The sequence below is a fragment of the Paractinoplanes durhamensis genome (genome assembly GCF_016862175.1).
GTDB lineage: Bacteria > Actinomycetota > Actinomycetes > Mycobacteriales > Micromonosporaceae > Actinoplanes > Actinoplanes durhamensis.
The window spans coordinates 146,051-172,270 of the sequence record NZ_BOML01000013.1; the positions used below are offsets into that span (position 1 = coordinate 146,051).

Here is a 26,220-nt window from a genome sequence, read left to right on the forward strand (position 1 = left end):
CTAGGGCGCGGCCCCGGTCGTCCGCAGCACCGCGAAGTCGAACCGCTCGGCCAGGTCGGTGCCGGCCGGCGGCGGGCTCGGCCGATCCGGATTCGGCTTGCGCAGGTAGTAGACCCTCCCGAGAGGCCAGGAGAGCACGTCGCCGATCGGCTCGTACTGCCGCCCGGTGCTCCCGACCAGCACCGGCTGGCCCTCGTTCTCGTTCCGCGGCCGGCTCCGGCCGACCTGCCAGTCGACCCCCGGCGCCGCTCGCCGCACGGTCTCGGCCAGATACCACGTGACCGCGTCGAGCACCCGCAGCGACTCGTCCGACCAGGTATGCGGCGACAGCATGGCGGTGCGGCCGAACCACATCGGAAGGTCAGCGTCGCGCGGCCGCCGGAACGTCGAGCCGTCCGCCAGGCCGATCCGGTCCTCGGGCGCGTCGCCGGCCCGCAGCTGAAGGAAGCCGACCGCCCACTCCCAGAGCGGGCCGAGGCTCGCCCGGGAGAAGTCCAGCGCGACCGGGGCGCCGGCCAGCCGGGCCGTCCGCTGATCGCCGGCGGCCAGGTAGCGCCGCAGATAGTCCTCGTCGGACTCCCCCGGCGGCCCCTCGTAGATCTCCGGGCCGTGCGGCCCGATCGAGCCCGGCGCGATCAGGTCGAGCACCGCGTTGAGCGAGGCCCCGGTCAGGTCCCGCTCCTCGACCACGAACGCGGCGCCGTGCCGCTTGGCCAGCTCCTGCAGCAGATCCACCACCCGGGCCAGCTCGGCCCGGTAGACGCCCGGCGGTCGTTTCGGGTACACGTCGGCGACCGAGACGACGATCTCGCTCACCCCGGTCCGGCCAGCCGCGACCGACCACTGCGTGCTGGCCCGCTCGCCCTCCCAGACGAGCTCGGCGAACTCGCCCTTGGCGACACCCTCGGTCAGGTCCTCGTCGTCGTCCCCGAACAGCCGGCCGAGCAGGGCGACCGTGGCCGCCCTGCCCAGCTCGGCCCCGGACGGGACGACGCCCATGTCCAGGCTCACGTCACTAAGCTCCCGGCGCGTGGATGGTGAAGGGGTCTCCGGAGGCCCGAGGGTAGCCACAACCATCGATCAACTTCTGCCCCGCTCTATAGTGGACGGATGCTGGCTGTCGTCGCGAACGCGCTCGGTGGGCCTGAGGTGCTGCGGGTGACGGAGTTGCCCGAGCCCGAGGCGGGCCCCGGGCAGGTGCTGGTCCGGATCCGCGCGGTGTGTGTGCACCCGGCCGACCTGGCCGCCACCACCGGCCAGATCCCCGGCGGCCCGGTGCCGCCGCCGTTCCTGCCGGGTTGGGACATCGCCGGCGAGGTGGCCGCGACCGGCCCCGGCACGGCGGAATTCCAGGTCGGCGACCGCGTCGCCGGGATGATCCCGTGGTACCGGACGCGCGGCGCCCCCGGCGGCTACGCCGAGTTCGTGGCGGCCGACGCCGGCTGGCTGGTGCCGCTGCCGGCCGAGCTCGACTTCGCGTCCGCGGCCACCGTGCCGCTCAACGCCCAGACCGCCCACCAGGGCCTGGCCCTGCTGCCGACGACCGGCCGCCTCCTGGTCACCGGCGCCGGCGGTGGCGTCGGCGGCTTCGTCACCCAGCTGGCCGCCCAGCGCGGCCTCCACGTGCTGGCCCAGGCCGGCGCCGAGGACGAACAGTGGGTGCGCAACCTCGGCGCCCACGAGTTCATCCCCCGCTCCACCGATCCGGCGACGGCCGGCCCGGTGGCCGCGGTGTTCGACGCGGTCCCCCTCGGCCCGGCCGCCGCCGTCGAGGACGGCGGAGTCGTGGTCACCACCCGGCCCACGCCCCCGATCGACCCGGCACGCGGCATACGCCAGGAGCTGCAACTCATCCACCTCGACCGCGACCTGCTGGCCGACCTGGTGGCCCAGGTGGCCGCGGGCCGGCTGCGCACCCGAGTGGCGGCAACGATGCCGCTGACCGAGGCAGCCGACGCACACCGGCGAGCGCTGACCGGCGGCCTGCACGGAAAGCTCGTCCTGACCACGGGCTGAGCTCGGCATACCGCGGCGGCCCCGACCGGCTGCGCCGATAGGGTGAGCGGTGGTGTCACGCGAACTTACCGGCCGGATGCGCCCGGATCGCACGCGCCGGACGGCGTCCGGCGCGGTCGCCGTCCTGCCGCCGATCTCCCGGGAGAGCCGGAGCGGGGCTACGCCATGATGCTGTCCCGGCTGTTCGACCCGGCCGACGCCGGATGAGCCTGGCGATCGCGGTGCTGGCCGCCATCGCGTACGCCGGCGGATCGATCCTGCAAGCCATGGCCGCGACCCGGCCGGGCACGGTGCTGGCGCTGGCGGTGTCCCCGCTCTATCTGGCCGGTCTCGCCGCCGACGCCGGCGCCTGGGTGCTGTCGCTGTGGGCGCTGCAGGGGCTTGCGGTGTACGTCGTGCAGGCGGTGCTGGCCGGCTCCCTGGCGCTGACCGTGCTGCTGGCCCCCTTGGTCCTGCACGCCGTGATCCGGCCGCGCGACTACCTGGCGATCGTGGTCATGGTGAGCGCGCTGGCCGTGGTCGGCATGTCCAGCCGGGAACAGCCCGCCCCACCCGCGGGCGGAGGTGCGGTGACGCTGCTGTCGGTCGCCGGATTCGCCGTCGCCGCGCTCGCCGGCCTGGCCGTGCTGATGCCGGGGCGGACCGACCGGCGCGGCCTGCTGCTCGCGGGGCTGGCCGGACTCGCCTACTCGGCCACCGCGCTGGCCGGGCGGATGGTCCAGCAGCGCACACCGCTGATCGCCACCCTGGCCGAACCGCTGCTGTGGGTGGTGATCAGCGCCGGGGTGGCCGGCACCGCGGCCTACGCGGTGGCCCTGAAGCGCGGGGCGGTCGCCCCGACCACCGCGCTGCTGTGGGGGGTCGAGGTGATCGTCCCGGCGGTGGTGGCGATCCCCCTGCTCGGCGACGAGATCCGGCCCGGCTGGCGGATGCCGGCGGCGCTCGCGATCGCCGCCGTCGTCGGCGCCGCGGCGATCCTGGCCGGTTCCCCGGGCACCGAACAACCGTCGTGAGGCGCGGACTCCGCCTGCTGGAACGGTGCTCTCAGCCGGGCAGGCGGATGCCGAAGCCGTGCACGGCCGGAGCGATGACGCTCAGCAGCGCCAGGAACGCGGAGACCAGCACGGTCATGAACGCCGCGTGCCGGGCGGCGCCGTCCCGCAGCGTTCCGGCCGCGAGCATGCCGGCTCCCCACGGCAGCGACCACCAGAGCGCGAACTGGCCGGCGGCCGTGCCGCTCGTGTAGTTCCAGTGGGCGCACAGCAGGACCGGCACCACGACGGCGATCGCCGCGCCGGCGATGATGCCGCCGGCGACCTGGGCCTTCCGCGGCAACTGCACGCCACGGCCGGTGCGGTAGAGCAGCACACTGACCACCACCGCGGTGGCCGCCACCGCGCCCATCACCGCCGCCACCAGGGATCCGGCGGCGGCGCGTTCGAAGCTGGCGCCGTCCGCCCCGGCGAAGTTCCACCAGTCGCGGTGGGCGACCAGGGCGATCCCGCCGACCTGCAGCGCGGCGAGCCCGGCCACCACGGCCGCGACGCGCGCCGCCGCCGCGTGCACAGCGCAGACCACCCCGGCAACGGCAAGAACGGCGATCAGGACCGGCAACATCGGCGGGTACGGCGTCAGCTCGCCCGGCCCCGGCCCGGATCCGTCATGGCCGGCGGCGTAGTCGGTCCAGCTGGCCGGCAGGGCGAGCAGAGCAGCCGCCGTGCCGGCCAGCACCGTGAGGGCGCACCCCCACAGCCGAGCCGTCGATGCCGGTGGCGCGGCGCGCCGCCCTATTCCGAGATGAAGATCCACGAGCGGATCAACGACCCGGCCGCCCCTTCATGACGGTCAGGAGATGTGCGGGCAGTTGGTGGTGAACTGCGAAACCGTGGTGCTGACCGCCGGGCCCGGGCAGAGGAACTGCTCGTAACGGGTGTCGTCGTCGACGAAGCGCTTCAGCCAGGCGATGCTGTTCGCGGCGATCGTGGTGTTCGACGAGTTCGGCGCGAAGTGGCTGGCCCCGGCCAGCTCCAGGTACGCCTTGTCGAGCCCGGCCGGCAGGCTGGTGAAGAACGGCTTGGCGTGCTGGGCGACCGGCGCGATGGTGTCCGCCTGCGCCCCGATGATCAGCGTCGGGACGGCCAGCCCGGCGAAGCTCTTGGTCGTGTCCCACGGCGTCAGCGGGATCGCGGCCTGCAGCGACGGCCGGGACTTGGCCGCCTCGAGGGTGCCGCCACCGCCCATCGAGTGCCCCATCACGGCCAGCCGGGTGATGTCGATCCGGGTCCGGACGGTGCTCCGGGTGGTCAGGTAGTCGAGCGCGGCGAGCAGCTCGGTGCCGCGGGTGGCCGGCTGGTCCGAGGTGGTCAGCGTGTCGATGTTGAACACCACGAAGCCCTGCGAGGCGATCCGCGGGGCCAGCCAGGCCATGCTGCTGCGCATCGCGGTGTAGCCGGGGGCGATCGCGACCGCCCCGAAGGTACCACTGGCGGTGCTGGTCGGGTAGTAGATGTCGCCGCCGCCGAAGCCGGAGACCGCGAGCCGGGAGACATTGGTCTGCGAGGTGGCGAACGGGCCGCTGGTGGCCTGGATGCTCGCGGTGGTCGGCGCCGGGCCACGCTGGTAGGACGTCGTGGCCGCGTTCGCGTCCGGCACCAGGGTCACGCCGGCCGCGGTCAGCGCGACCGCGGCGAGCGCGGCGACCATATTTCGGGCACGGAAGAGTTTCATTGTTTCGCCCCTCAGGTGTGAAATCGAGATTTCGATACTCACCCAGGAATTGCACAGGAACAACGAATAGGCGCGATCGTGAGATTGCGGTCTCAGCGTCCTTTCGGCCCATTGACTCAGTCGTTCAGCAGGCTCCGCAATGCCGGTTCGACCACCGCGAAGCTGACCGCGATCGGCCCGATCAGGTCACCGAAAAGAACCGACTCGACGATCCGCACGTACACCGCCGACCTGGCCAGCAGCTCGTCCGGCGACAGGCCGGGCAGCACCCCGGCGGCCACGAAGATGTCCCGCTGCGCATACACCGACCGCCGGTACACGCCGTGCACCGGTGAGATGAAAAGCCGGGTGGCGGTCTCCGGTTCGGTCTGGAAGAACAGCCGCAGAGGGCTGGGCCCGGCCAGCCATTCCGCGAAGGTGCGGGTCAACTCGAGGACGCTTTCCACGTCGTTCGGCGGATTTTCCGCGGCGGCGTCGGCGAACAATTTCCGGTCGATCGCCCAGAACGCCTCGGCGAGCAGCTCATCGCGACTGCCGGCCACCCGGTAGAGGGTGGCCCGGCTGATGCTCAGCTCGGCGGCGAGCAGATCCATGTCCAGCCCGGCGTGCTGAAGGAAGTGCATGGCCGCGGCCCGCAGTACCTCCTTGGGCGCGACGACACGGCGCACGCCCTCGGTCGCGGACCTGAGTTCGGCGGGAGGCAGGTCCTCCGGCATGACACCTCCATGCGCTGGTCAACAAGATCAACCCAACGTAAGGTGCCCGCCGATTCCGCGCGTCAGCCGTTTTGCAGCGCTGAACAGCCGGTTGGCCAGCACAAATGCCAAGAAGGGGGACGCTCGGCGCTATTCATACTTCCCCTATGGGATCTGGAGGTTTACGATCGCGGCATGAGCGGTGACCGGATGCTGGGCGCGGCCGTGCGACGACTTTGGGACGCTTTCCTCGACGCCCTGACGGGCCTCGCCGAGCTGCCACCCGAGCCGTCCGCGCTCGAACTGGCCGATGCCGCACGACGTGGGCCAGGTCCTCACCGGCGTCCTTGAGCAGTCCTCCGCAAGCTGACATCGCCGAAGGGTGCAGGCAGGGCCGGCTCGACCACGTCGGCCGGCAGCGGGAGTCGCTGCGCGGGCTCGACTCGTTCGTCAGATCGTGCATCTGGCCAACCTGGCCGGGATCGCCCGCAGCATCGAGGCGGAGACCGTGGCGATCGTCCGGAGCCGCACCCGGACCAGCCTGCACGCGCGGACGCCGGTCGCCGCCCAGGACCCGGAGGTGCTGGCGGTCGTCGGCCTCCTGCACGCACGCCGGCTGACCGCGGACGCCCTGCTGCGGCACGCGGCCGTCCGGCTCGAGGTCGCCCAGGACAGCGGCGCCGAGGCCGACTTCACCCTGGCCTACCAGGACACCTCGGCCGCCCAGGTCGCGGTGATCGAGGCGGTGCTGGACGCCGCGACGATCGCGTTCAACGCCGGCGGGTCGGGTGGCAGATGTGGTCATCGGCCCGCCTGTCGTGATTCGTCGTGCGTCCGGCGGAACAGGATGTGTGTGACGGCGTACTGCGCACCCGTGCCGATCACCATCGACAGCCACACACCCTGCACGCCGAGGACGGGCACCGAGCTCAGGGCGTACGCGGACGGGATCTGCACACATGCACCGAACACGGTGACGGCGAGCAGCGAGCGCGTCTGCCCGCCACCCATGAAGACGCCGCCCAGCGCGATGACACCCGCGAGCAGGATCAGGTACGGCCACAAATACCAGAACAGCGTCGCACCCGAATCCAGGACTGCCGGGTCGCTGGAGAAGACGCCCAGGACGGCCCGGCCGCTGACCGCGAGCAGCAGCCCGGCGACGGCCCCGGTGACGGTGGCCAGCAGCCGACTCTGCTGCCCGATGAGCCGGTCCTCGTTCCCACCGGAGCCGCGGGCACGGGCCACCATGATGCCGCCGGCCTGGCGAAACGCATAGAAGGCCATCGTGACGAAGAGGATGACCTTGGTGCCGATGCCGTACGCGGCAAGTGGCTCCGCACCGAATCGGGCGACGATGCCGATCAGGGTGGCACCGATTCCCATCCGCAGGACGAATTCGCCGGAAGCGGGCAGGCCGACGCCCAGGATTCGGGCCATGGCCGCGGCGAGGCCCGGGCCGGCCGGAGCTCCGGTCATCAGCCGGCGCCGCAGCAGCGTCAGGGCCACACCGAGGGCGACCGCACGGCCGAGAAGCATCCCGAGGGCCGCGCCGCGCACGCCCAACTCGGGCAGCGGCCCGATCCCGTAGATCAGGAGTGGGTCGAGCACCAGGATGCAGCCGTTCGCCAGGATGGCCATCCGCATCGGCGTACGCGTGTCGCCCGTACCTTTGAAGATGCCGTCGATGACGTTCTGCGCGTAGAAGACCGCCACCCCCGGGAGCGAGATCGCGAAGAACGCGACCGCGAGCCGGTGCACTTCGCCGTCGCCGCCCACCAACAGCCCGGCCACCTCGTCACGGAGCAGGAATCCACCGGCCGCGACGATCGGGGTGATGACCAGCCAGAGACTCGCGGCGGCGCGGACCGCGACCGCGAGTTCGCCCCGCCGGCCGCCGCCCAGCGCGTCCGCGATGAGCACCGTCGTCCCGATGTTGACCATCAGGATGACGCCGAGCAGAACGTTCTCCAGCGTGCTCGCCACCGCAACGGCGCCGACCGCGGCCTCGCCGAGTCGCGCCACCCAGGCGGTGTCGATGATGCCGGCCACGACACCGGAGAGCAGTTCGCAGTAGACCGGGACGGTGAGGCCGAGCAACGCCCGGCGGCTTTCCACGATGCTGGACACGACTCCTCCGGCTACCTCGATTAGAGTGACTCTATTCGAGGTAGTCAGACTTCGACAACACCATTGCCATCGTTCGGAGGCGCACCGTGCTGACCCTCGCGATCCTCGGCTTCCTCGCGGAGCGGCCGCTGCACGCCTACGAGTTGCGCCGCCATGTCTCCGACCTGATCGGACACAACCGCCCGGTGAGCGACGGTGCGCTCTACCCCGCACTGCAGCGGATGCACCGGTCCGGCCTGGTCGAACGCCGCTCCGAACCGGGCGACAGCGCCCCACCCCGGCAGATCCTCACGATCACCGACGAGGGCAACGCCGAATTGCTGCGCCGGCTCACCACTCCGAAGGAGGCCGAGATAACCGACGGCGGCTCGTTCTTCACGCTGCTCGCCTTCCTCAGCCTCGTCCCCGACCCGGGACAGCAGGCCGCCGTGCTGCAGCGCCGGCTGGACTTCCTCACCCGCCCGGCGAGCTTCTTCCAGCGGTCCGGCGCGCCGGTACGGATCAGGGACGAACAGGACCGTTACCGCCGGGGAATGCTGGTCATGGCACGGGCGACCCAACTGGCGGAACGGGCCTGGCTGGAGGAGACGCTGGCAGATCTGGGTCAAGCGTCCTGAGCCGGCCGGGGCAGCAGGCCGGCGGCGTTGCCGGAGCGCATCGCGTGCTGGGCCTCGGTGTTGAGCAGCGGGGTGCGGTCGAGGGCGGCGGCCAGGTGCTTCGCCAGCGGCTCGGGGGTGAACGGCCAGTCGCTGCCGTAGAGCAGGCGGTCGGGGCCGGCCAGGGCCAGCAGCGACGGGAGCTGGTGCGGCAGCGGCATTCCGGCCAGGTCGAAGTAGAGCCGCCGCAGCTGGGACCGGACGTCGATGCCCTGGGCCTCGGGCAGGGCCGCCGCGAACGTGGCGATCCGATCGGCGGCCGACGCCAGGACGCCGCCGCCGTGCGGGACGACGATCGTGACCCGGGGGTGCCGTTGCAGGGTTCCGGTCAGGAGCAGGTCGGTGACGGCACGGGCGGTGTCGACCGGGAACTCCAGCATCGGGCGGGGGCGGCCGCGGGCCACCAGCTCCCAGCCGGGTGGCGACGTCGGGTGCAGGACCACCAGCGCGGAGCGTTCGTCGAGGGCGTCCCAGACCGGCTCGAACGCCGGATCGCCCGGGTACACGCCGCCGGAATTCGTCTCCAGGACCACGCCGTCGAGGCCGAGCTCGTCGTACGCGAAGGTGATCTCGTCGATCGTGCCGGCGACGTCGGGCAGCGGGAGCGCGGCAAGCACCGCGAACCGGCCCGGGTGGTCGGCGACCAGGCCGGCCCCGAACCGGTTGACCGCGCGGGCGAGCTCGCGCGCGGCCGCATCGTCGCCGAAGTGCACGCCCGGCGAGGAGATCGAGAGCAGCGCGGTCGTGATGTCCAGTCCGTCCATCGTCGCCAGTGCCGCGCCGGCGCTCCAGGGCGGGATCGCCGGCATGCCGTCGGGGTGGCCGTGCCCGGCGGCCGCGGCGGCGGCCCGGTAGAAGTCCGGGATGACGTGCGCGTGCATGTCGATGCGGCTCATCGCCGGCCACCCGGCGCGGCCGCGGCGGCCGGGAGCCCGGCCGCCGTGGCGCGCAGCATGCTTCTGCGGTCCATCTGTCCTCCGGAAGTCAGTTGTCGATCGCCGCCAGGGCGGCGTAGCGGAGCAGCGCGTCGGTGGTGTGCTGGATGTGCGCGGCCAGCGCGACGGCCACCCCGTCGGCGTCGCGGGCCACGGCCAGCGCCAGCAAGCGGGCGTGCTCGCCGGCGATGTCGCGGTCGTCGTCGTGGGCGATCGAGCGGGACCAGATCCGGTAGAGCTCGCCGGCGTCGCGCAGCCCGTTGGCGATGGCCTCGAGCCGGGGACTGCCGCAGCCCGCCACGAGCGCCTGGTGGAAGGCCTGGTGGGCGCGGATCCAGTCCTCGCCCAGCGGGGTGCGGGCCAGGGTGTGGTGGGCGGCCACCAGCGCGGCCTCCCACGCGAGGTCGCCGCGCTCGACCGAGCGCCGGGCGGCGAGCGTCTCGACATCGATGCGGGTGCTGGTCAGATCGGTCAGGTCCGCGACGCTGAGCGCGACCACGCTGAAGCCGCGCTGCGGGTGCGCGACGACCAGGCCCTGCTCGGCGAGCCGGCTCAGCGCCTCGCGCACGACCGACAGGCTGGCCGTGTAGCGCGTGCCGAGCACGGCGAGCTTGAGCTTGGAACCGGGCTCGAACAGGCCGGCGAGCAGGTCGGCCCGGAGCTGGTCGAACACCGCGTTGCTGCGGGTGCTGGCGTCGATGGTCACCGGTGCACCGTACCCGAAACTCGAAATTCTTGCTCTTCTCGATGTTTCTAAATAATTTCGAAAATCTGTTGCTTCGCCGGCGAGCCCTGTGTCAGCCTCGGGTTCGGTTCACCCCCCGAGGAGGTTGCGACGTGAACACACCAACTCCACTGAGTCGGCGACAGCTGCTGACCCTCGGCGCGGGCCTGGCCGCCATCGGGACCGTCGGCGGATTCGCAACGGCCCCGGACCTGGGGCTGATCCCCCGTCCCACCGCCGGTGGCAGCCAGCTGATCGCGACGATGGGGATCATCGCCGATCCCTGGCAGGCCAGGGTCCGCGCGGCCGGCTACGTCACCAGGTCGGCGACCGTCAACCAGGTCAACGTCAGCTATGTCGAGGGTCCCGACAACGGGCCGCCGCTGGTTCTTCTGCACGCCCAGCAGCTCGACTGGTTCGGCTACAGCCGGGTGCTGCCGGAGCTGGCGAAGAAGTTCCATGTCTTCGTCGTCGACTACCAGGGCCACGGCAACACCATCACCCCGGCCGGGTACGCGATGACCGCGAACCGGATCGGCACCGACCTCGCCGCCTTCCTGCAGGCGAAGATCGGGCAGCCGGCCTTCGTGACCGGCAACTCCTCGGGCGGACTGCTGACCGCGTGGCTCGCCGCCAACCGGCCCCAGCAGGTCCGGTCGGTGCTGCTGGAGGACCCGCCGCTGTTCGCCTCGGAATACCCGCGGATCAAGAAGACGATCGCCTACCGCGACTTCGCGAGCTGCGCCACCGCGGTGGACCAGAACGTGCGCGACTTCCTGCCCTTCTGGATCCAGGTCAACAAGGACTTCATCGAGGCGAACGTCGGCGTGGTCAACCTGGCCCAGCCGCAGCAGTTCGTCACGGCCCTGGAGGGTTTCTTCCGATGACCGCGGACCGGACGGTAGACACCCATCGCGGCCTGCACAGCGAGCTCGGCGGCCGGCGCCACGAACACCCGGGGCGCGCCAAGGAACCAGTGATCAAGGTGGTGGCGCTCGCCTGGCTGGAGTTCGTCAAACCCGACCTCGACCGGGCGGAGAAGTTCGCGACCGACTTCGGCTTTCAGGTGGCCGAGCGCTCCCCCGACGTACTCAAGCTTCGTGGCACCTGGTCGGCCGCGCCGTGCCTGGTGATCCGCCGCGGCCCCCGGCCGGGGTTCGTCGGCCCCGTCTTCCTCGCCGAGTCGGTTGCCGACGTCGAGCGGCTCGCCCGCAGGACCGGCGGCACCGCCACGGCGACGGCCGGCGGCACCGCCGTGCGGCTGCGTGATCCCAGCGGGCTCCCGGTCCAGGTGGTGGCCGGGCTCGCCCCGCTGGCGGCGGTGCCGGAACGGGCCCACCATGAGTTCAACTTCGGCGCCGAGCCGGTGCGGGTCAACGCGACCCAGCGGACGCCGGCGGGGCCGGCGCAGGTGCAGAAGCTCGGCCACGTCGTCCTGGAAACCACCCGGTTCCGCGCCACGCTCGACTGGTACCTGGAGAACCTCGGCATGATCGTCTCGGACTTCCTCTACCTGGACGGCCTGCGCGACCGCGGGCCGACGATGGCCTTCATCCGCTGCGATCTGGGCTCGGTGCCGTCCGACCACCACACCCTCGCCATGCATCTGGGCATGCGCAACGGCTACGTCCACTCCGCCTACCAGCTCACCGACCTGGACGAGGTGGCGATCGGCGGGGAGTTCCTGCGCGATCGGGGCTACCGGCGCGTCTGGGGTATCGGCCGGCACATCCAGGGCAGCCAGATCTTCGACTACTGGCACGATCCGGACCGGATGATGTTCGAGCACTACGCCGACGGCGACGTCTTCGACTGCACCGTCGAGCCGGGCTGGGCCACCATGAACGCCAGCGGCCTGTCCCAGTGGGGACCGCCGGTGAGCCGCGACTTCCTCGGCAGCAAACCGAGCCCCGCCCTGGCCAGGGCCCTGATAACGGCACTGGCCGACGGCGGCAACGAGTTCGACCTCGACGTCGCCCGCGCCTTGATGAAAGCGATGAGTGCATGAGCGTCAACATTGCTCGTACGGCCAGTGGGTGGTGGGTCGAGGCGAAGGGCCGCCTGACCCGGATCGCTACATCGGCCGCCACGACCCGCGAGTTGCTGGCCGACCGCGCCGCCGTCGAGGCGGCCGCCGCCTCCCCCGACCCGGACGGCCCGTTCGCGGATGCCGAGGTGCTGCTCTCGCCGGTCACCACCCCGGCGCGAGTGGTGGCGCAGATGGTCAACTACCGCACGCACGCCGTGGACTCCGGGTTCGACCCGGATCGGGTGCCGGCCGCGTTCTTCCGCAAGGCGTCGGGATCGGTCAGCGGGCCGGGCGACGACATCGTCCGGCCTTCGCACGTGAAGTTCCTCGACTACGAGGTCGAACTCGGCCTCGTGTTCGCGGGGCCACTCACCATCGGCACCGTCGTCAACCCCGGCGACCTCGCCCGCTACGTCGCCGGGCTGGTCGTCACCAACGACGTCAGCGCCCGCGACGTGCAGCTGACCAAGACGCAGTTCTACGAGGCGAAGTCGTATCCGACGTTCACCCCGGTCGGTCCCTACCTGACGCTGGTCGACGCCGACGACCTCGCCGCGCTCGACGAGGTTCGCCTGACGCTGTCGGTCAACGGGGAGAAACGCCAGGACAGCACCGTGGCCGACATGATCGTCAAGCCGGCCGCGGCGCTCACCGCGCTGGCCCGGTTCCAGACCATGGACGCCGGCGACCTGCTGCTGACCGGCACGCCCGGCGGCACCGCGCTCAAGGCCCCGCCGCCGCTGGTGAACCGGCTCGCCGGCCTGCTCTCCCCGGCCCGGCGCCTGGAGATCTTCTTCAAGCGGCAGGCCACCAACCTCCGCTACCTGCAGGACGGCGACGTCGTCTCGGCGTCGATCACCCTGCCGCGGCGCGGGCTGGACCTCGGTACGCAGACCACCGTCGTCCGGGCGAAGTGATGGACCCGTTCGACGTCCTCGTCGTCGGCGCCGGCCCGACCGGCCTGACGCTGGCGACCCTGCTCGCCCGGCAGGGCCGCAGCGTCTGCGTCGTCGAACGCCACGCCGACCTCTATCCGCTGCCCCGGGCGGTGCACCTGGACGGCGAGGTGTTCCGGATCCTGCACGAGGTCGGGGTCGGCGACGCGTTCGCCGAGGTCAGCCGCGCGACCCGCGGGCTTCAGCTGGTCGACGCCCGCCACCGGGTGCTGGCCCGCTTCGAACGGGACGCGGAGACCCCGGCCGGACTGCCCGAGGCCAACCTCTTCGACCAGCCCGAGCTGGAGAAGCTGCTCCGGAAGAACCTGGCCGAGTGGCCCGCGGTAACCCTGCTCAGCGGCGCCGAGGTCACCGAGTTGACCCAGGACGCCGGCCAGGTCACGGCCACCATCCGCGGATCGTCCACCGACCAGGTCACCGCGAAGTACGCGGTGGGCTGCGACGGCGCCAACAGCCTGGTCCGCCGGGTCATCGGCGCCACCCAGCGGCCGCTCGGCTTCGAACAGCGGTGGCTCGTCGTCGACGTGCGCTCGCCGGCCGAGTTCGGCGCCTGGGACGGCGTCCACCAGGTCTGCGACCCGCGACGCGCGTCGACCTACATGCGGATCGGACCCGACCGGTACCGCTTCGAGATCCGCCTCCACGACGACGAGAGCCCCGACGACTTCGCCGGCCTGGCGGAGCTGCGCGTGCTCATCGACCCCTGGGCCGGCGCCGTCCCCGACGACCAGCTGGAGATCCTGCGCGCCACCGAGTACACCTTCCGCGCCGGCATCGCCGACACCTGGCGGGACCGGCGCATCCTCATCGCCGGCGACGCCGCGCACCTGACACCGCCGTTCATCGGCCAGGGCATGTGTGCGGGCCTGCGCGACGCCATGAACCTGGCGTGGAAGCTCGCCGCCGTCATCGACGGCCACGCCTCCGCCACCCTGCTGGACAGCTACCAGGCCGAACGCCGGCCGCACGCCGAGACGCTCATCCGGCTCGCCGTCATTCTCGGGCGGGCGATGACCGGCGGCGGGGCGGCGGCTGCCGTGGCCCGGCGCGCGATCCTGGCCGTGGTCCGGCACGTACCGGGCGTCGCCGCCAAGGTCCTCGACGCCACCTCACCCCGGCTCGAAGGCCCGCTGGTCGACAAGCGACTGGCCGGAAAGGCCCGCGGCACGCTGCTGCCCTTGGTGCGCGTCGGCCCCGACCTCGTCGACCGCCTTCTGGGGCCCGGATTCGCCGTCGTGGCCATCACCGGCACCGACCTTCCGGATCGCGTGCACCGGGTGCTCGTTGACCCCGTACACCAGCTGGGGGTTTGGCTTGAAGATCTTGATGCGTCCTGGGCGCTGATCCGCCCCGACCGCACCGTGCACGCCGTCGGCCGCTCGACCGCCGCGCTCGCCCCGGCCCTCGCCACGTTCGGACGCACCGCATGATCACGTCGTTCGCCCAGCTCGCCGAGGCGCGGACCGGGAAATCGATGCCCGGCTACCGCGAGCTGCACGAATGGTCGGTCGATGACCTCGCCGGCTTCTGGGCCACGGTCTGGGAGTTTTTTAAGATCAGATCCGACGCCGGGTACGAGCGGGTGCTCGACGACCAGCCGATGCCGGGCGCCCGCTGGTTCCCCGGCGCGCGCCTCAACTACGCCGAGCACGCGCTGCGCGACCGGGACGGGATCGCGCTGCTCGCGGTCACCGAGGACGGCCACGTCACCCCGATGACCTGGGACGAGTTGCGGTCCCAGGTGGCCGCGTTCGCCGGCTGGCTGCGCCGGCAGGGCGTCGGCGAGGGCGACCGCGTCGTCGGATACCTGCCGAACGCCGCACCGGCGGTGGTCGCCTTCCTCGCCACGGCGAGCCTGGGCGCGATCTGGTCGGCCTGCGGGCAGGACTACGGCGCCGAGGGTGCGGCGGCGAAGTTCGCCCAGCTGGAACCGGTTGTTCTGGTCACGGCGGACGGCTACCACTTCAACGGCCGGGTGCACGACCGCCGGGCCGAGGTCGCCGGCCTGCGCGACCTGCTGCCGACCCTGCGGGCGGTGGTGCTGGCCGACCACATCGGCACGACCGGCGACCCGGGCACGGTGCCGTGGGCCGAGGCGATCGCGACGCCCGCGCCGCTGAGCTTCACCCGGGTCGAGTTCTCCACCCCGCTGTGGGTGCTGTTCTCCTCGGGCACCACCGGCGTGCCGAAGGGCATCGTGCACGGCCACGGCGGCGTCCTGCTGGAGCATCTCAAGCTGCTCGGCCTGCACACCGACCTGCGGGCCGGCGACCGGTTCCTCTGGTACACCACGACGAACTGGATGATGTGGAACCTCGCCGTCTCCGGCCTGCTCGTCGGCGCGACCGTGGTGCTCTACGACGGCAGCCCGATGGTCCCCGACGCCACCCGGCTGTGGCGGCTGGCCGCCGGCCTCGGCGTCGCGGTGCTCGGCACCAGCCCCGGCCACCTGCTCGCCTGCGCCAAGGCCGGCGTCGAACCGGCCGCCCTCGGGCTGGACGCGCTGCGGCTGATCGGCAGCACCGGCGCCCCGCTGCCGGCCGCCTGCTACGCCTGGTCGGCGGCGCACGTCGGGCCGGACGTGCGACTGGTCTCCACCACCGGCGGCACCGATGTGGTCAGCGGCTTCGCCGGCAGCGCACCGACCACGCCGATCTGGCCCGGCGAGATCTCCGCCCCGCTGCTCGGCGTGGCCCTGGCCGCCTGGGACGAGGACGGGAAACCGGTCGTGGGTGAGGTCGGCGAGCTGGTCGTCACCCGGCCGATGCCGTCGATGCCAGTCGGGCTGTGGAACGACCCGGACGGCAGCCGGTACCGGGCGGCCTACTTCGATCGTTATCCCGGGGTATGGCGGCACGGCGACTGGATGACGATGACCGAACGCGGCAGCGTCGTGGTGTCGGGGCGCTCCGACTCCACGCTCAACCGCAACGGCGTACGGCTCGGCAGCGCCGACCTGTACGCGGTCGTGGAGAGACTGCCCGAGGTCGCCGAGGCCCTGGTGATCGGGGCGGAGTTGAGCGGCGGCGGCTATTGGATGCCGCTGTTCGTGGTGCTCGCGGAGGGCGCGGTCCTCGACGAGGCGCTCAAGGACCGGATCAACACGGCCATCCGCACCCAGGCCTCGCCCCGGCACGTGCCGGACACGATCATCGCGGTGCCCGCCATCCCGCACACCCGCACCGGCAAGAAGCTGGAGGTGCCGATCAAACGGCTGCTCCAGGGCGCGACGATCGAGCAGGCCCTGGCCCGCGACGCCGTCGACAACCCGGCGCTGCTCGACTTCTACAAAGATCTCTCATGGGAGATCGACAGCGGATGGACAGCCGTTTCATAGCAACGGTATGGTCGGCGCCGCGATGACCATTACGAATCCCCCGCTGCGTAGCGCCGAAGCCGTTGCACCGGCCGCCCCCGGCACCGCCCCGGCACCACGGATGGCCTGGCTGGATGCCCTGCGCGGGTTCGCCGCACTGGTGGTGGCGTGGTACCACATATCCCCGTCGGTGATCGGCCACCTGCACTTCAGCATCCACCACTACGTCGACCTCGGCCGGTACGGCGTGATGCTGTTCTTCCTGGTCAGCGGCTACGTCATTCCGATGTCGCTGGAGCGGCACGGCTCGCCGCGCAAATTCTGGGTGGGCCGGCTGTTCCGGATCTACCCGGCCTTCCTGGCCACCGTCGTGGTGGCCCTGGTGCTCGTCCAGGCCGGCCTGATGGACCTGCCGCCGGCCCTGCGGGAGCAGACCGTCGCCGGGACGCTCGGCCACGTCACGATGCTGCAGGAGTTCGTGGGCGTACGCGGACTGCTCTGGCCGTTCTGGACCCTGTCCTTCGAGATGGTGTTCTACCTGGTCGTGGCCGGTCTGTTCGTCTGGGGGCTGCACCGGCTCAGCGCCTGGTGGGCGGCCGGGCTCGCGCTGATCGCCCTGCTCGGCGGCCCGGCGCTGCCCGACGCGCTCTTCGGCGCCACCGCCGCCGACCGCCGCCTGACCGCCGCCGTCCTGGTCCTGGTGATGGGTTTCAGCCTGATCGCCTACCTCAACGGCCGGCGGGCGCTGGTCGCGGTCGCGGGCGTCCTCGGTCTCGGCTTCGTCATGCTGCCGCTGTTCAACGCGCACACCACCCGATGGAGCACCTCGGTCGCCTCCTGGCAGGCGGTGGTGATGCTCAGCATCATGTTCGCCGGCACGGTCATCTACCGGCTCCAGCACGGGCAGATCAACCGCGCCGGTGGCTTCGCCGCGCTCGGCGCCGTGTTCGTCGCCTCGGCCGTCAGCCCCTGGGTCGACTCCGGCGACCGATTCGACCTGGTCCGGTGGACGCTGATCACCGGGCTGGTCGCCGGCACCTTCGCGCTCGGTTTCGCGCTGCGGCACCGGAGGGTCCCGGCCCTGCTCACCTGGCTCGGCGCGATCAGCTACTCGGTGTACCTCATGCACTATGCCGCGCTGATGGTCGCCGGCCGCCTGGTCGGCGAACCCCACCCGACTCCCCTGGTCCAGGCCAAGGTCGGGATCGTGTTCGCCGTGCTCACCTTCGGCGCGGCCTGGCTGACCTACCGGTTCGTCGAGCAGCCGGGGCAGGCGCTCGGCCGGCGCTTCCAGCGTTATCTCGACGAGCGCCTCGGCCCGGACCGGTCCCGGCGTCAGACGACGCCGACCGGCAGCCGGTAGAAGCTGAGCAGGCCGATCCGGTTGGCGTTGGCGACCCACGGGCCGGCGCCGGGGTGGCCGACGTAGCTGACGTTCACCACCAGCGCGGCGACCGGTTTCTTCAGGTGCAGGGTGAGGAATCCGGGCCGGGCGGTCACCGTCATCCCGACCCGGCGGTCGTTGACCAGGAAGTTCTTCGCCACACCGGGGTCGGCGCGGATCGCGTCGGTGGCGTTGCGCAACGCGATGGTGATCTCGGTGCGGGCCGGGTTGGCGAACCACGCCGCGCGCGGGTTCGGGGCCTCGGTGGCGACCGGGCTGCCGCCGTAGTAGTCCCGGGCGATCGCGAGGAAGTCGTGATCGGCCAGCGTCGCGTAGCCACCGGCGTAGTAGTAATGGCAGCGGTCCGGCCCCTGCCCGTCGATGCCGTTGGTGGACAGCACGGTCACGCCCAGGGTGTCCGCATACCGTCGCTGCGCCTCTCGTTCCGCGTAGGCGGGCAGCAATTTGCGGAACCAGGACAGGCATCCGTTGCGGATCTGGTGGACATAGATGTGCTCGGCGCCGGTGTAGTCCGTCCGCCAGCCCGCCAGGAGCCGGGCGAAACCCGTGCTCTGCGCAACGGCGTCCTCGTTGTCGGATTCCCCCTGATACCAAAGGATTCCGCGGATCCGGTCCTGCAAGCCGGCCCGGGCGGCACGGTCGAGCAGCCGGCCGTAGTTGGTGTCCGGATCGCGCGGGTCGGCGTCGTCGCGCTGGAAGAACCCGATCGGCTGGGCGTCGTGGGCGCCGTTCAGCAGGGCGACCGGGATGCCGTAGGTATCGACGATCCGCCGGCCCAGCCGCAGGGCGTACTGCCCGACCGCGCCGGGGGCCTGATAGGCGTCCCCGTCGGCCTGCCGCCAACCGCCGTCCGCGGCCGACCCGGCCGGGTCGTCGGTGCTGGAGCCGAACGTGCGGATCCAGCGGGACCGGTCCGGCGCACTCGAGTTCGAGGTGTCCGCCGGGTTTCGGGGATCGCGGTCGAACCGCTTGGCCGCCGCGGCGTTGGACTGCCCGCTGACGACGAAGGCGTCCCCGGCGACGAGGTCGGGCCAGCTCGCGTGGAGCGTGGCGGTGCGGCCCGCGATCACGTAGAGGGAGACGGTGTAGCTCTCCAGACCGGCTGGCAACTGCAGGCTGAGCGAGAACGACGGGCCGCCCGCGGCAACCGACGAGATGAGTGCACCGTCGGAGTCCCTGGTGAGGTCGGCCCGGAACGAGTCGGCCGCACCGGCGGCGGTTCCGGCGACGGCCACCGTTGCCCTGTTGGTGGCGGGGTCGCGGGGATACAGCGCGTGGGCGCCCGGTGACCGGCTCAGCGTGAGGGCCGGCCCGGCCGCGGCGTCCGACGACGGGGTGGCAGCGCTCGAGATGACCGCGACACACGCCATGAGCACCACGAATGCCACCGTGGTGCGCAGGGAACGCATGGTGAAGACCTTTCGTAGTTCGGGTGCTCGGCGATCAAGGATAAGAAAAGGCGCGCCGGCCCCTTCAAGGGGTCGGCGCGCCGGGTTGAAGAGGATCAGAAGACCGACAGGCCGTACGCGTTCAGCGGCTCGGTGACCGGCTGGAAGTACGTGACGCCGCCGGAGGTGCAGTTGCCACTTCCGCCGGAGGTCAGGCCGAGGGCCGTCGTGCCGGAGTAGAGCGAGCCGCCACTGTCGCCCGACTCGGCACAGACGGTGGTCCGGATCAGGCCGGAGACGGTGCCCTCGGAGTAGTTGACCGTGGCGTTCAGCTGGGTGACCGACCCGGTGTGGATGCCGGTGGTGGAGCCGCGGCGGGAGACGGACGCACCGACGGCCGGGGTGGCGGCCGAGGTGATGTCCTGGGAGCCGACCGCGCCGCTGATGGTGACCGTGGTGCTGGTCGAATACTTGACGATGCCGTAGTCGTTGCCGGGGAAGCTGGAGACGTAGTTGCTGCCCAGCAGGGTGGTCTTGGCGGAGTTGCTGTACCAGGTCGAGGCCACCTGGGTGCAGTGCCCGGCGGTCAGGAAGTAGTACGCACCGGCGCTGTTCTTCACGTTGAAGCCGAGCGAGCAGCGGTAGGCCCCGCCGTAGATGGCGTCGCCGCCGGAGATCCGGGGCGACAGCGTGCCGGGCACGGTCTCGAGACTGGCCCTGTCGCCGAGCTGGGCGACGGTGGCCTTGACCGCGGCGAGCGTGGCGCCGGTGACCGTGCTGTCGACGCTGACCACGACCTTGTTGCTGACCGGGTCGACGGCGAACGCGGTGCCCGGCGTCTTGAGGCCGGCCTTCAGGGCACTGTCGGCGGCGGCGAGCTCGGCACCGCTGTGGGCCACGTAGCGCGGGGTGGCGCCGGCGGCGGTGACCGAGGCGGCGGTGGCGGCGTCGGTCACGTTGACGACGACCTTGCCGGCGGCGTCGATGTAGGACCCGGCGTCCTTGGCGCCGAACTGGGTGTCGAGCCGGGTGGCCAGCGCGGACGTGGCGAACGAGGGGTCCGCGCCGGTGGGCACGGCCGCCGAGGCGGGTGACGACACGGCGAACGCGGTGCCCGCGAGCACGCAGGCGGCCAGGCCGGCGATCGGCCGGCGCAGTTTCCGGTTGAGCATTGCTTCCTCCGGGGGGGGTGAGGGGCCGGGGCTGGGGTCACCGGCACCTCAGAGAATCATTCACGTTTGTCGATATGATGACAAGACCCGCGAATTTCTCAAAGGCGAAGATTAAGTACGCGGAGGAAGGAAGCCCGCACAGCGACCTCAGGCGGCCGGCGGCGCCGTCGTGGGGTCGGTCGTCGGCGCGGTGGTCGGTGCCGTCGTCGGCGCGGTCGTGGGCTTGGTGGTCGGCGCGGTGGTGGGTTTGGTCGTCGGCTTCGTGGTCGGCTTGGTCGTCGGCGCCTTGGTGGCCGGGGCGGTCGTCGGCGTCGCGACGGCCCGCCACCGCGGGACGCTCTCGCCGTTCTTGCGGGTGCACACCATGGCCAGGCCGGTCGAGGTCGTGCCCTTGGCGCCGGCCGGAGCGCAGAAGGCGCCGGCGGTGACGCTCGCCTTCGTGGTGGCGGCAGCGGCCGGGCTCGTGGTGGCGCCTGGCACGGCCACGGCCTCGGTCGTCGTGTCGGCCGGCAGCCCGGGCACGGACTCGTCCTCGGCCTGGGCCTCCTCGGCCGCCGCCGGGTCGTCCTCGGCGGCCGCAGCGACGGGCGCCTGCTCCGCGGCATCCCCGCCGGCGGTGAAGTAATAGACGATGGAGCCGAGCCCGAGGATCGCGGCGACGAGCCCGAAGACGGTGACCAGCGCGAGCTTCACGACCGGCTGGCGCTCGCTCTCAGCCGGGGCCGGCTTACGGGCAGGGTCGTACGCGTGCTTCATGCCGACGATCCTGTGCGCCGAAGCGGGCTCACAGGATCGGCGCTTCGGGCGGCCTCACCAGCGGAAAGGCCAAACCGTAACGCGACAGAAACGGCGCAATGCCGCAGGGGTTCACCCTGCGGCATCGGCCGGTTGCGGTCAGCTGACGGTGAGCGCGGTGTCGTCGATGACGAAGGACGTCTTCAGCGAGGAGTCCTCGACCCCGGTGAACTTCAGGGTGACGGTCTGCCCGGCGAAGGCGGCCAGGCTGTAGGAGCGCAGGGTGTACGCGCTCGCGTTGAGGTTGGAGAACACCTGCAGCGTGGTGGTGCCGACCTGCACGGTCAGCTTGTCGTACTGGCTCGTGGTGGTCGTCTCCGACGTGCTGATCTTCAGGTAGAAGGACAGCGCGTACGAGGTGCACCCGGACGGCAGGGTCACCGACTGGGACAGGGTGTCGGTGTGGGTCGAGCCGTAGCCGTCGAGCCACGCGTTGCGGGTGCCGGTCCGCGGCGCGCCGTCACCGGTGTTCGCGCCGACGACCCCGGACGAACCGGTCCACGAGGTGGTGGCGTTCTCGAAGCCGGGGTCGGCGAGCTTCTGGCCGGCGCCGGTGCAGCCGCCGCCGGTCCCGTTGACCGTCAGCGTGTACGACGCGGTGTGGGTCGCCGAGCCGGTTCCGGTCACCGTGATGGTGTACGAACCGGCCGCCGCGGCCGCGGTGGTCGCGATCGTCACCGTCGACGATCCGCCGGAGGTGACCGACGCCGGGCTGAAGCTCACCGTGACGCCGGAGGGCGCGCCGGAGCTGGTCAGCGCCACGGTCTGCGCGCTGCCGGAGGTGGTGGCGGTGCTCACCGTGGCGGTGGCCGAGGAGCCGGCGGTCACCGAGCCCGTGCTCGGGCTCAGCGCCACCGAGAAGTCGTTGACCGGTGTGCTGGTGCCGCTGGTGGTGAGCGTCCAGAGGGCGTACTCCTCGGCGTTGGCCCAGCGGCCCAGCGAGGTGACGTTGATGTTCGACGGGTACGAGTCGCAGGCCTTGTGGTAGCACGGGTCGTAGGCCGCGCCGGCGGTGCCGCCCCACTTGGCCACCTGGGCGCTGGTCTTGGTGTAGCTGGCGCCGGTCGAGTTGATCGACGACGGGATGCCGGCGTTGCGGAACGAACCGTCGTCGCTGCAGCACTCGGTCGACGTCTCGGTGGCGACGCTGATCGACGTGAAGTACTCCCGCAGCTTCACCGCGACGGCGTCGGTGCCGGTCACGAAGTAGCCGCCGTTGGTGGAGGCGATCATGTCGAACGTGCCGTACGCCTTGATCGCGGTCTTCTGCGCCGTGGTGAGCGAGTTGACGTAGAACTTGGAGCCGATCAGCCCCTGCTCCTCGCCGGCCCACCAGCCGAGCCGCAGGTGGTTGGTCATGGTCGGGTTGCTCGCCGCGAACTGCAGCGCGGCCTCGAGCAGCGACGCCGTACCGGAACCGTCGTCGTTGATGCCCGGCCCGGCCGACACGCTGTCGGAGTGGGCACCGAACATGTAGGTGTTGCTGGTGTCGCCGCCCGGCCAGTCGGCGATGATGTTCTTCGCGGAGCCCCCGGTGCACGTGGTGCAGGTCTGCACGGTGACGGTGTAACCGGCCGCGGTCAGCTTCTGCTGCAGGTATGTCGTCGTCGCGGTGTGCCCCGCCGTGCCGGTGGCCCGGTTACCACCGTTGCTGGTGGCGATGGTCTGCAGCTGCTGCAGGTGGGCCTGGACGTTGGCGACACTGACGGTGGGCGCGGCCAGCAGGGTGGGCGCTGCCGCCGACACGGGTGTGCCGGTCGAGGCCGCCGCCGGCAGGGCGCTGAACGCCACCGCCGCCGCGACGAAAACAGCTAGGGCAGGTCCTGCCGTCACCGTTCTGAATCTCATGGGGGCTCCTAGGTCGAGGCCGATTCACGGCTGGCCGTAGGAGAACAGGAAGATGACACCCGGCACAAGATATCGAAACATCTATATTGATCAGCTCGCCGGCTCCGTCGTCACCCGACGACCCTGACCGTCAGGCACTGGCGCGCAGGTAGGTCAGGGTCGCCAGGACGCGGCGGTTCGTCGCGGCGCTGAGCGGGATGTCGAACTTGGTCAGGATGCTGCTGACGTGCTTGACCACGGCGGCGTCGGTGACGTGCAGGCGGCCGCCGATCGCGGCGTTGGAGTGACCCTCGGCCAGCAACGTCAGCACCTCCCGCTCGCGCGGCGTCAGCACCGCGAGGGGGTCGCGCGGACCGTGCAGCAGGTGCTTGATCACCTCGGGTCGATCGCGGTGCCGCCGCCCACCACGGTCCGCAGCGTCCCGGCGAACTCGGCCACGTCCGCCACCCGGTCCTTCAGCAGGTAGCCGACCCGCCGGTCGTCGCCGCTCTCCAGCAGCGCCGCCGCGTACTCCGCCTGGACGAACTGGCTGAGCAGCACCACCGCGGCCAGCACCGTGAAGTCGAACCGGGAAAGCAGCCCGACCAGCCCTTCCCGCAGGAGCACCTCGTCCTCGGCCAGCACGACGGTCACGGGCATGGCATCTCCACGCGCAGCAGGGTGGGGCCGCCGGCCGGGCTGGCCAGCAGGAGCGCTCGGTCTCGTACGCGTCGACCAGCCGGGCCCGGGAGCGGGTGACCTCGCGCAGCTCGGCCGTCTCGGGCGGTCCGCCGAGCAGCCGCCGGGCGACCGCGCCCTGGATCGCGGCGATCAGCGCGGCCAGGTAGATCAGCACCGGGATCAGCAGCACGCCCAGCACTGCGAGGGGGATGGCCTGCCCGACGTTGTCGACGGTGGCCCCCAGCACCGATATCTGCTCGCTGTCACCGACCAGGAAGGGCCCGGCGACCAGGCTCGATGCGACGATGGCGAGGACGCCCCAGATCCCGTACAGAATGGGAACCAGACCGGCCACCCACAGAGCGTGACCGACTTCCATCCAGGTTGCCGGTGTTCGGTATCGGGCGACAAGCCCGGGCCACCGCCTCGGTGGCAGCGGTCGACGGTCGATCAGGCCGAGCCGAAAGCGCTCGATCACGGTGACCGGCACGACGGCGATCGGCGCGATCGCGAGCACCATCAGCGCCACAAAGGTCAGAAACACCACGATCGGCAGCTCGACCGGGCGCTTGTTGCTGACATCGCTGATCACCTTGAGAAGCGGAGAGACAAGAAGAAAAAGGCCGATGGACAGTACGGCTGACACGGGAACCGTGGTCGCCAGGTAGGCCAGCGCGCGCCATGGCCAAGCGGTGCCGAGGAAGCGGCGCCGGCGGATCGCTACCGGGAGGGTGTCAGTCGTCATGGCCGAAACGCTAGTCAGTGCGGCTCGGGCCGGGCCATGGCTCCAGCTGTACTCTTCGAGGTAGACCTAGCCCCACTGCGCTTCGCTACCGCTGCTGTTCCGGACGATGTTCACCGGCGCGAGTGTCCTCGCCGCCGACGGGGCCACGCTCGTCGCCAACGTCAAATAGCATGGGCCGCTGGCGACGCAGGGCTACCGGAAGAGTGCGATGAACACTTTCCATGGCAGAACAGCGCAGACGGTCGGCGTGGCGACGGCCGCGGGTGCGGCCTTGGCCGCGAGTGTGGTGGCCGCGCTGCCGGACCTCAACGGCGACGTACGGTACGCCTTGGGCGGCCTCGAGGTGTCCGGGCGCGGCGGCGTCAGCGTCTGGGACATCTTCGTCTCCCGCCCACTGGCCTACAAACTGCTGATGGCCGGCCTCGACGAGGTCCGCATCCTGCTGGTCGGCGACGGCTCCGGCAACACCACGAACCTGGTGCTGCGCCTCGAGACGTACGTCCTGGTGGTGGCCGTCATCGCTCTTCTGTTCGTGGGTGTCCGGCGCTACGCCGGACAGCCGGCGGCGGCCGGGCTGGCCGCCGCCAGCGGCCTGTCGCTGATCGTCGCCCCGCCCTGGCACTTCCTGGAGCCCGACTGGGTCGCCGCGCTCATCGCCGTGCTGACCATCGGCGCCGCATGCGCGCCCCGGCAGTGGTGGCTGGGCGCCCTGCTGGCCGGCCCCGCCGCGATGCTGGTGGTAGCGGTGAAGGCCTCCACCTTCCCGATCGCCCTGATCGCCCTGATCGTCATCGCCGTGCTCGACCGGCGCCGCGCCATAGGGGCCACGCTGTCCACGGTGGCCTGGGTAGCCGTCTGGTATGTCCTGACCAAGCACTTCCAGCCCTGGGAGTGGACCTGGCTGAGCGACCTGGCCAACCTGGTGCACGCCAAACCGCAGGGCATCCACCTGGACGACCTGCGAAAGCTGCGCTTCTCGATCGGCGACGCGGCGGTGCTGAGCCCGGTCCTGGTGCTGGCCCCGGCCGCGGCGGCCGCGCTGATCACCCGCTCGTCCGGCCACCGGCGCTGGATCGGCGTGGTGGTCGCGGTTGTCGCGGGCGGGTTGTCGCTGGCCCCCGCATACGGCCAGGGCGAGTTCTTCAACTACCACTTCGCGTCGACCGTGGTGCTCTCCGCCGGGGTGTGCGGCGCTGCTTTCGCCCTCTGCCCCGGCTTCCGGCTGCCTCTCGTCGCCGCCGCCGTGCTGGTGACCGGCCTCAGCATCGTGCTGCTGCACCAGCCCGCCCACTGGCGGCTGTCGCACTCCGGGCCGGTGGTCTGGGCGTACGAACTCGCCGCGGCCCTCTTCGCCGTCGCCGCTTGGTTCCTGGCGGGCCGGCTGCCGCTCTCCGTGCCGTGGCCCGCCGGCGTGGTGGCGATCTCCTTCGCGCTGCTGCCACCGGTGCTGCCCGGTTTCCCATACGCGTTCAGCACCTACGACTACACCATCCCGGTCGCGCGGTCGGCGGACGCGGCCCTGGTCGACCTCGGCAAGCGGCTGGGCCCGGACACCCCGGTGCTCTACCTGACATACGGCCCCTTGAACCACGCCATCGGCAACCCGACGTCGTGCCGCTACCCGTCACCGCTGTGGTTGCAGCGAGGCGCCCTCCTCCCCCGCATGCGCACCCGCCCGAGCTACGCCGACAACCTCCGCTGCCTGACCGAGGACCAGGACGTCAAATACCTGATCGTCCAGCCCACATGGTTCAGCATCCCGAAGTCGACCCCCGAGGTGCAGGCCTTGATCAACGACCGCTTCGACTGCTCCCCAGCAGCCCTGATCCCCTCCCCACCGTCACTGGTCGTCTGCCCGGCCAGGGGGTAGCTGGGCGAGTGCCGTCGCGCTTCACCACTGCTGCCAGCCCTTCTTTCAGAAGGACTGAGTCGCCTGTCCACATTTGGGGCTATCGCCGCAGCACCCCGGTCGACACGGTATTTCGTCGATACGATGACACCGGACGGTCAGCCCTGGCGGTGT

21 protein-coding genes and 2 pseudogenes are annotated in these 26,220 nt (G+C 71.5%); 10 read left to right on the plus strand and 13 right to left on the minus strand.

Features of this window, described 5'->3' with window-relative positions:
* Positions 1-1,011: a hypothetical protein gene (locus Adu01nite_RS07410; RefSeq protein WP_203725773.1), complete on the minus strand. Its 1,011-nt coding sequence runs from the start codon at positions 1,009-1,011 to the stop codon at positions 1-3.
* Between the two features lie 99 nt (positions 1,012-1,110).
* Here Adu01nite_RS07410 and Adu01nite_RS07415 point away from each other — a divergent pair, with 99 nt between their 5' ends.
* Together Adu01nite_RS07415 and Adu01nite_RS07420 are read left to right on the plus strand one after the other, a co-directional pair.
* On the plus strand, positions 1,111-2,016 hold the full coding sequence (locus Adu01nite_RS07415; RefSeq protein WP_203725774.1) for an NADP-dependent oxidoreductase: 906 nt from the start codon (positions 1,111-1,113) through the stop codon (positions 2,014-2,016).
* Between the two features lie 203 nt (positions 2,017-2,219).
* A complete protein-coding gene (locus Adu01nite_RS07420) occupies positions 2,220-3,029 on the plus strand; it encodes a hypothetical protein (RefSeq protein ID WP_203725775.1) in 810 nt (269 codons plus the stop codon).
* A 31-nt stretch (positions 3,030-3,060) separates the two neighbouring features.
* Here the strand turns inward: Adu01nite_RS07420 and Adu01nite_RS07425 are convergent, their stop codons facing one another.
* The 4 genes from Adu01nite_RS07425 to Adu01nite_RS07440 form a co-directional block, all read right to left on the minus strand.
* Positions 3,061-3,825 carry a hypothetical protein gene (locus Adu01nite_RS07425; protein ID WP_203725776.1) on the minus strand — a complete coding sequence of 255 codons (765 nt, stop codon included), beginning with the start codon at positions 3,823-3,825 and terminating at the stop codon, positions 3,061-3,063.
* A 36-nt stretch (positions 3,826-3,861) separates the two neighbouring features.
* Positions 3,862-4,743, minus strand: a complete 882-nt coding sequence (locus Adu01nite_RS07430; protein ID WP_203725777.1) for an alpha/beta hydrolase family protein — start codon at positions 4,741-4,743, stop codon at positions 3,862-3,864.
* Positions 4,744-4,859: 116 nt separating this feature from the next.
* On the minus strand, positions 4,860-5,459 hold the full coding sequence (locus Adu01nite_RS07435; protein ID WP_203725778.1) for a QsdR family transcriptional regulator: 600 nt from the start codon (positions 5,457-5,459) through the stop codon (positions 4,860-4,862).
* A gap of 780 nt (positions 5,460-6,239) precedes the next feature.
* Positions 6,240-7,568: an MATE family efflux transporter gene (locus Adu01nite_RS07440; protein WP_203725779.1), complete on the minus strand. Its 1,329-nt coding sequence runs from the start codon at positions 7,566-7,568 to the stop codon at positions 6,240-6,242.
* A gap of 86 nt (positions 7,569-7,654) precedes the next feature.
* Here Adu01nite_RS07440 and Adu01nite_RS07445 point away from each other — a divergent pair, with 86 nt between their 5' ends.
* Complete coding sequence (locus Adu01nite_RS07445) at positions 7,655-8,185, plus strand: PadR family transcriptional regulator (RefSeq protein WP_203725780.1); 531 nt, start codon at positions 7,655-7,657, stop codon at positions 8,183-8,185.
* On the opposite strand, the gene Adu01nite_RS07450 is transcribed toward Adu01nite_RS07445, so the two are convergent.
* Both Adu01nite_RS07450 and Adu01nite_RS07455 read right to left on the minus strand, forming a co-directional pair.
* On the minus strand, positions 8,173-9,120 hold the full coding sequence (locus Adu01nite_RS07450) for an amidohydrolase family protein (protein WP_203725781.1): 948 nt from the start codon (positions 9,118-9,120) through the stop codon (positions 8,173-8,175). The genes Adu01nite_RS07445 and Adu01nite_RS07450 overlap by 13 nt on opposite strands.
* An 88-nt stretch (positions 9,121-9,208) precedes the next feature.
* Entirely contained in the window at positions 9,209-9,865 is a 657-nt protein-coding gene (locus tag Adu01nite_RS07455) for a GntR family transcriptional regulator (protein ID WP_203725782.1), read from the minus strand.
* Between the two features lie 131 nt (positions 9,866-9,996).
* Here Adu01nite_RS07455 and Adu01nite_RS07460 point away from each other — a divergent pair, with 131 nt between their 5' ends.
* The 6 genes from Adu01nite_RS07460 to Adu01nite_RS07485 are packed head-to-tail and all read left to right on the plus strand — an operon-like array spanning position 9,997 to position 17,547.
* Positions 9,997-10,770 carry an alpha/beta fold hydrolase gene (locus Adu01nite_RS07460; RefSeq protein ID WP_239132212.1) on the plus strand — a complete coding sequence of 258 codons (774 nt, stop codon included), beginning with the start codon at positions 9,997-9,999 and terminating at the stop codon, positions 10,768-10,770.
* Complete coding sequence (locus tag Adu01nite_RS07465) at positions 10,767-11,891, plus strand: VOC family protein (protein WP_203725783.1); 1,125 nt, start codon at positions 10,767-10,769, stop codon at positions 11,889-11,891. The genes Adu01nite_RS07460 and Adu01nite_RS07465 overlap by 4 nt, the downstream gene beginning before the upstream one ends.
* Entirely contained in the window at positions 11,888-12,829 is a 942-nt protein-coding gene (locus tag Adu01nite_RS07470) for a fumarylacetoacetate hydrolase family protein (protein ID WP_203725784.1), read from the plus strand. Before Adu01nite_RS07465 ends, Adu01nite_RS07470 begins: the two co-directional genes overlap by 4 nt.
* Positions 12,829-14,298 carry a bifunctional 3-(3-hydroxy-phenyl)propionate/3-hydroxycinnamic acid hydroxylase gene (locus Adu01nite_RS07475; RefSeq protein WP_203725785.1) on the plus strand — a complete coding sequence of 490 codons (1,470 nt, stop codon included), beginning with the start codon at positions 12,829-12,831 and terminating at the stop codon, positions 14,296-14,298. The genes Adu01nite_RS07470 and Adu01nite_RS07475 overlap by 1 nt, the downstream gene beginning before the upstream one ends.
* The gene (locus Adu01nite_RS07480; protein WP_203725786.1) at positions 14,295-16,205 is read left to right on the plus strand and encodes an acetoacetate--CoA ligase; all 1,911 of its coding nucleotides are present in this window, start codon (positions 14,295-14,297) and stop codon (positions 16,203-16,205) included. Before Adu01nite_RS07475 ends, Adu01nite_RS07480 begins: the two co-directional genes overlap by 4 nt.
* 22 nt (positions 16,206-16,227) lie before the next feature.
* Positions 16,228-17,547, plus strand: coding sequence for an acyltransferase family protein (locus Adu01nite_RS07485; RefSeq protein ID WP_203725787.1), 1,320 nt, complete (start codon positions 16,228-16,230; stop codon positions 17,545-17,547).
* Here the strand turns inward: Adu01nite_RS07485 and Adu01nite_RS07490 are convergent.
* The 6 genes and pseudogenes from Adu01nite_RS07490 to Adu01nite_RS48840 form a co-directional block, all read right to left on the minus strand.
* Positions 17,520-18,998, minus strand: a complete 1,479-nt coding sequence (locus Adu01nite_RS07490) for a sialate O-acetylesterase (protein WP_203725788.1) — start codon at positions 18,996-18,998, stop codon at positions 17,520-17,522. The genes Adu01nite_RS07485 and Adu01nite_RS07490 overlap by 28 nt on opposite strands.
* 95 nt (positions 18,999-19,093) lie before the next feature.
* Positions 19,094-20,149 carry a S1 family peptidase gene (locus Adu01nite_RS07495; protein WP_203725789.1) on the minus strand — a complete coding sequence of 352 codons (1,056 nt, stop codon included), beginning with the start codon at positions 20,147-20,149 and terminating at the stop codon, positions 19,094-19,096.
* A gap of 147 nt (positions 20,150-20,296) precedes the next feature.
* Positions 20,297-20,905, minus strand: a complete 609-nt coding sequence (locus Adu01nite_RS07500) for a hypothetical protein (protein ID WP_203725790.1) — start codon at positions 20,903-20,905, stop codon at positions 20,297-20,299.
* 138 nt (positions 20,906-21,043) lie between these two features.
* Positions 21,044-22,792: a M28 family peptidase gene (locus Adu01nite_RS07505; RefSeq protein WP_203725791.1), complete on the minus strand. Its 1,749-nt coding sequence runs from the start codon at positions 22,790-22,792 to the stop codon at positions 21,044-21,046.
* 130 nt (positions 22,793-22,922) lie between these two features.
* A pseudogene (locus Adu01nite_RS07510) lies at positions 22,923-23,431 on the minus strand (response regulator transcription factor).
* A 193-nt stretch (positions 23,432-23,624) separates the two neighbouring features.
* Positions 23,625-24,197: pseudogene (locus Adu01nite_RS48840) on the minus strand (sensor domain-containing protein); the annotation flags it as partial.
* A gap of 208 nt (positions 24,198-24,405) precedes the next feature.
* On the opposite strand from Adu01nite_RS48840, the gene Adu01nite_RS07520 reads away from it, so the two are divergent.
* Positions 24,406-26,067: a hypothetical protein gene (locus tag Adu01nite_RS07520; RefSeq protein WP_203725792.1), complete on the plus strand. Its 1,662-nt coding sequence runs from the start codon at positions 24,406-24,408 to the stop codon at positions 26,065-26,067.
* Positions 26,068-26,220: the final 153 nt, after the last annotated feature.

Excerpts from the sequence above, each read along its gene's own strand:
- Adu01nite_RS07415 (WP_203725774.1), top strand. The coding sequence starts at position 1,111 with ATGCTGGCTGTCGTCGCGAACGCGCTCGGTGGGCCTGAGGTGCTGCGG.
- Adu01nite_RS07420 (WP_203725775.1), top strand. The coding sequence starts at position 2,220 with ATGAGCCTGGCGATCGCGGTGCTGGCCGCCATCGCGTACGCCGGCGGA.
- Adu01nite_RS07430 (WP_203725777.1), bottom strand. The coding sequence starts at position 4,743 with ATGAAACTCTTCCGTGCCCGAAATATGGTCGCCGCGCTCGCCGCGGTC.
- Adu01nite_RS07435 (WP_203725778.1), bottom strand. The coding sequence starts at position 5,459 with ATGCCGGAGGACCTGCCTCCCGCCGAACTCAGGTCCGCGACCGAGGGC.
- Adu01nite_RS07450 (WP_203725781.1), bottom strand. The coding sequence starts at position 9,120 with ATGAGCCGCATCGACATGCACGCGCACGTCATCCCGGACTTCTACCGG.
- Adu01nite_RS07465 (WP_203725783.1), top strand. The coding sequence starts at position 10,767 with ATGACCGCGGACCGGACGGTAGACACCCATCGCGGCCTGCACAGCGAG.
- Adu01nite_RS07470 (WP_203725784.1), top strand. The coding sequence starts at position 11,888 with ATGAGCGTCAACATTGCTCGTACGGCCAGTGGGTGGTGGGTCGAGGCG.
- Adu01nite_RS07475 (WP_203725785.1), top strand. The coding sequence starts at position 12,829 with ATGGACCCGTTCGACGTCCTCGTCGTCGGCGCCGGCCCGACCGGCCTG.
- Adu01nite_RS07480 (WP_203725786.1), top strand. The coding sequence starts at position 14,295 with ATGATCACGTCGTTCGCCCAGCTCGCCGAGGCGCGGACCGGGAAATCG.
- Adu01nite_RS07485 (WP_203725787.1), top strand. The coding sequence starts at position 16,228 with ATGACCATTACGAATCCCCCGCTGCGTAGCGCCGAAGCCGTTGCACCG.
- Adu01nite_RS07490 (WP_203725788.1), bottom strand. The coding sequence starts at position 18,998 with ATGCGTTCCCTGCGCACCACGGTGGCATTCGTGGTGCTCATGGCGTGT.
- Adu01nite_RS07495 (WP_203725789.1), bottom strand. The coding sequence starts at position 20,149 with ATGCTCAACCGGAAACTGCGCCGGCCGATCGCCGGCCTGGCCGCCTGC.
- Adu01nite_RS07500 (WP_203725790.1), bottom strand. The coding sequence starts at position 20,905 with ATGAAGCACGCGTACGACCCTGCCCGTAAGCCGGCCCCGGCTGAGAGC.
- Adu01nite_RS07505 (WP_203725791.1), bottom strand. The coding sequence starts at position 22,792 with ATGAGATTCAGAACGGTGACGGCAGGACCTGCCCTAGCTGTTTTCGTC.
- Adu01nite_RS07520 (WP_203725792.1), top strand. The coding sequence starts at position 24,406 with ATGAACACTTTCCATGGCAGAACAGCGCAGACGGTCGGCGTGGCGACG.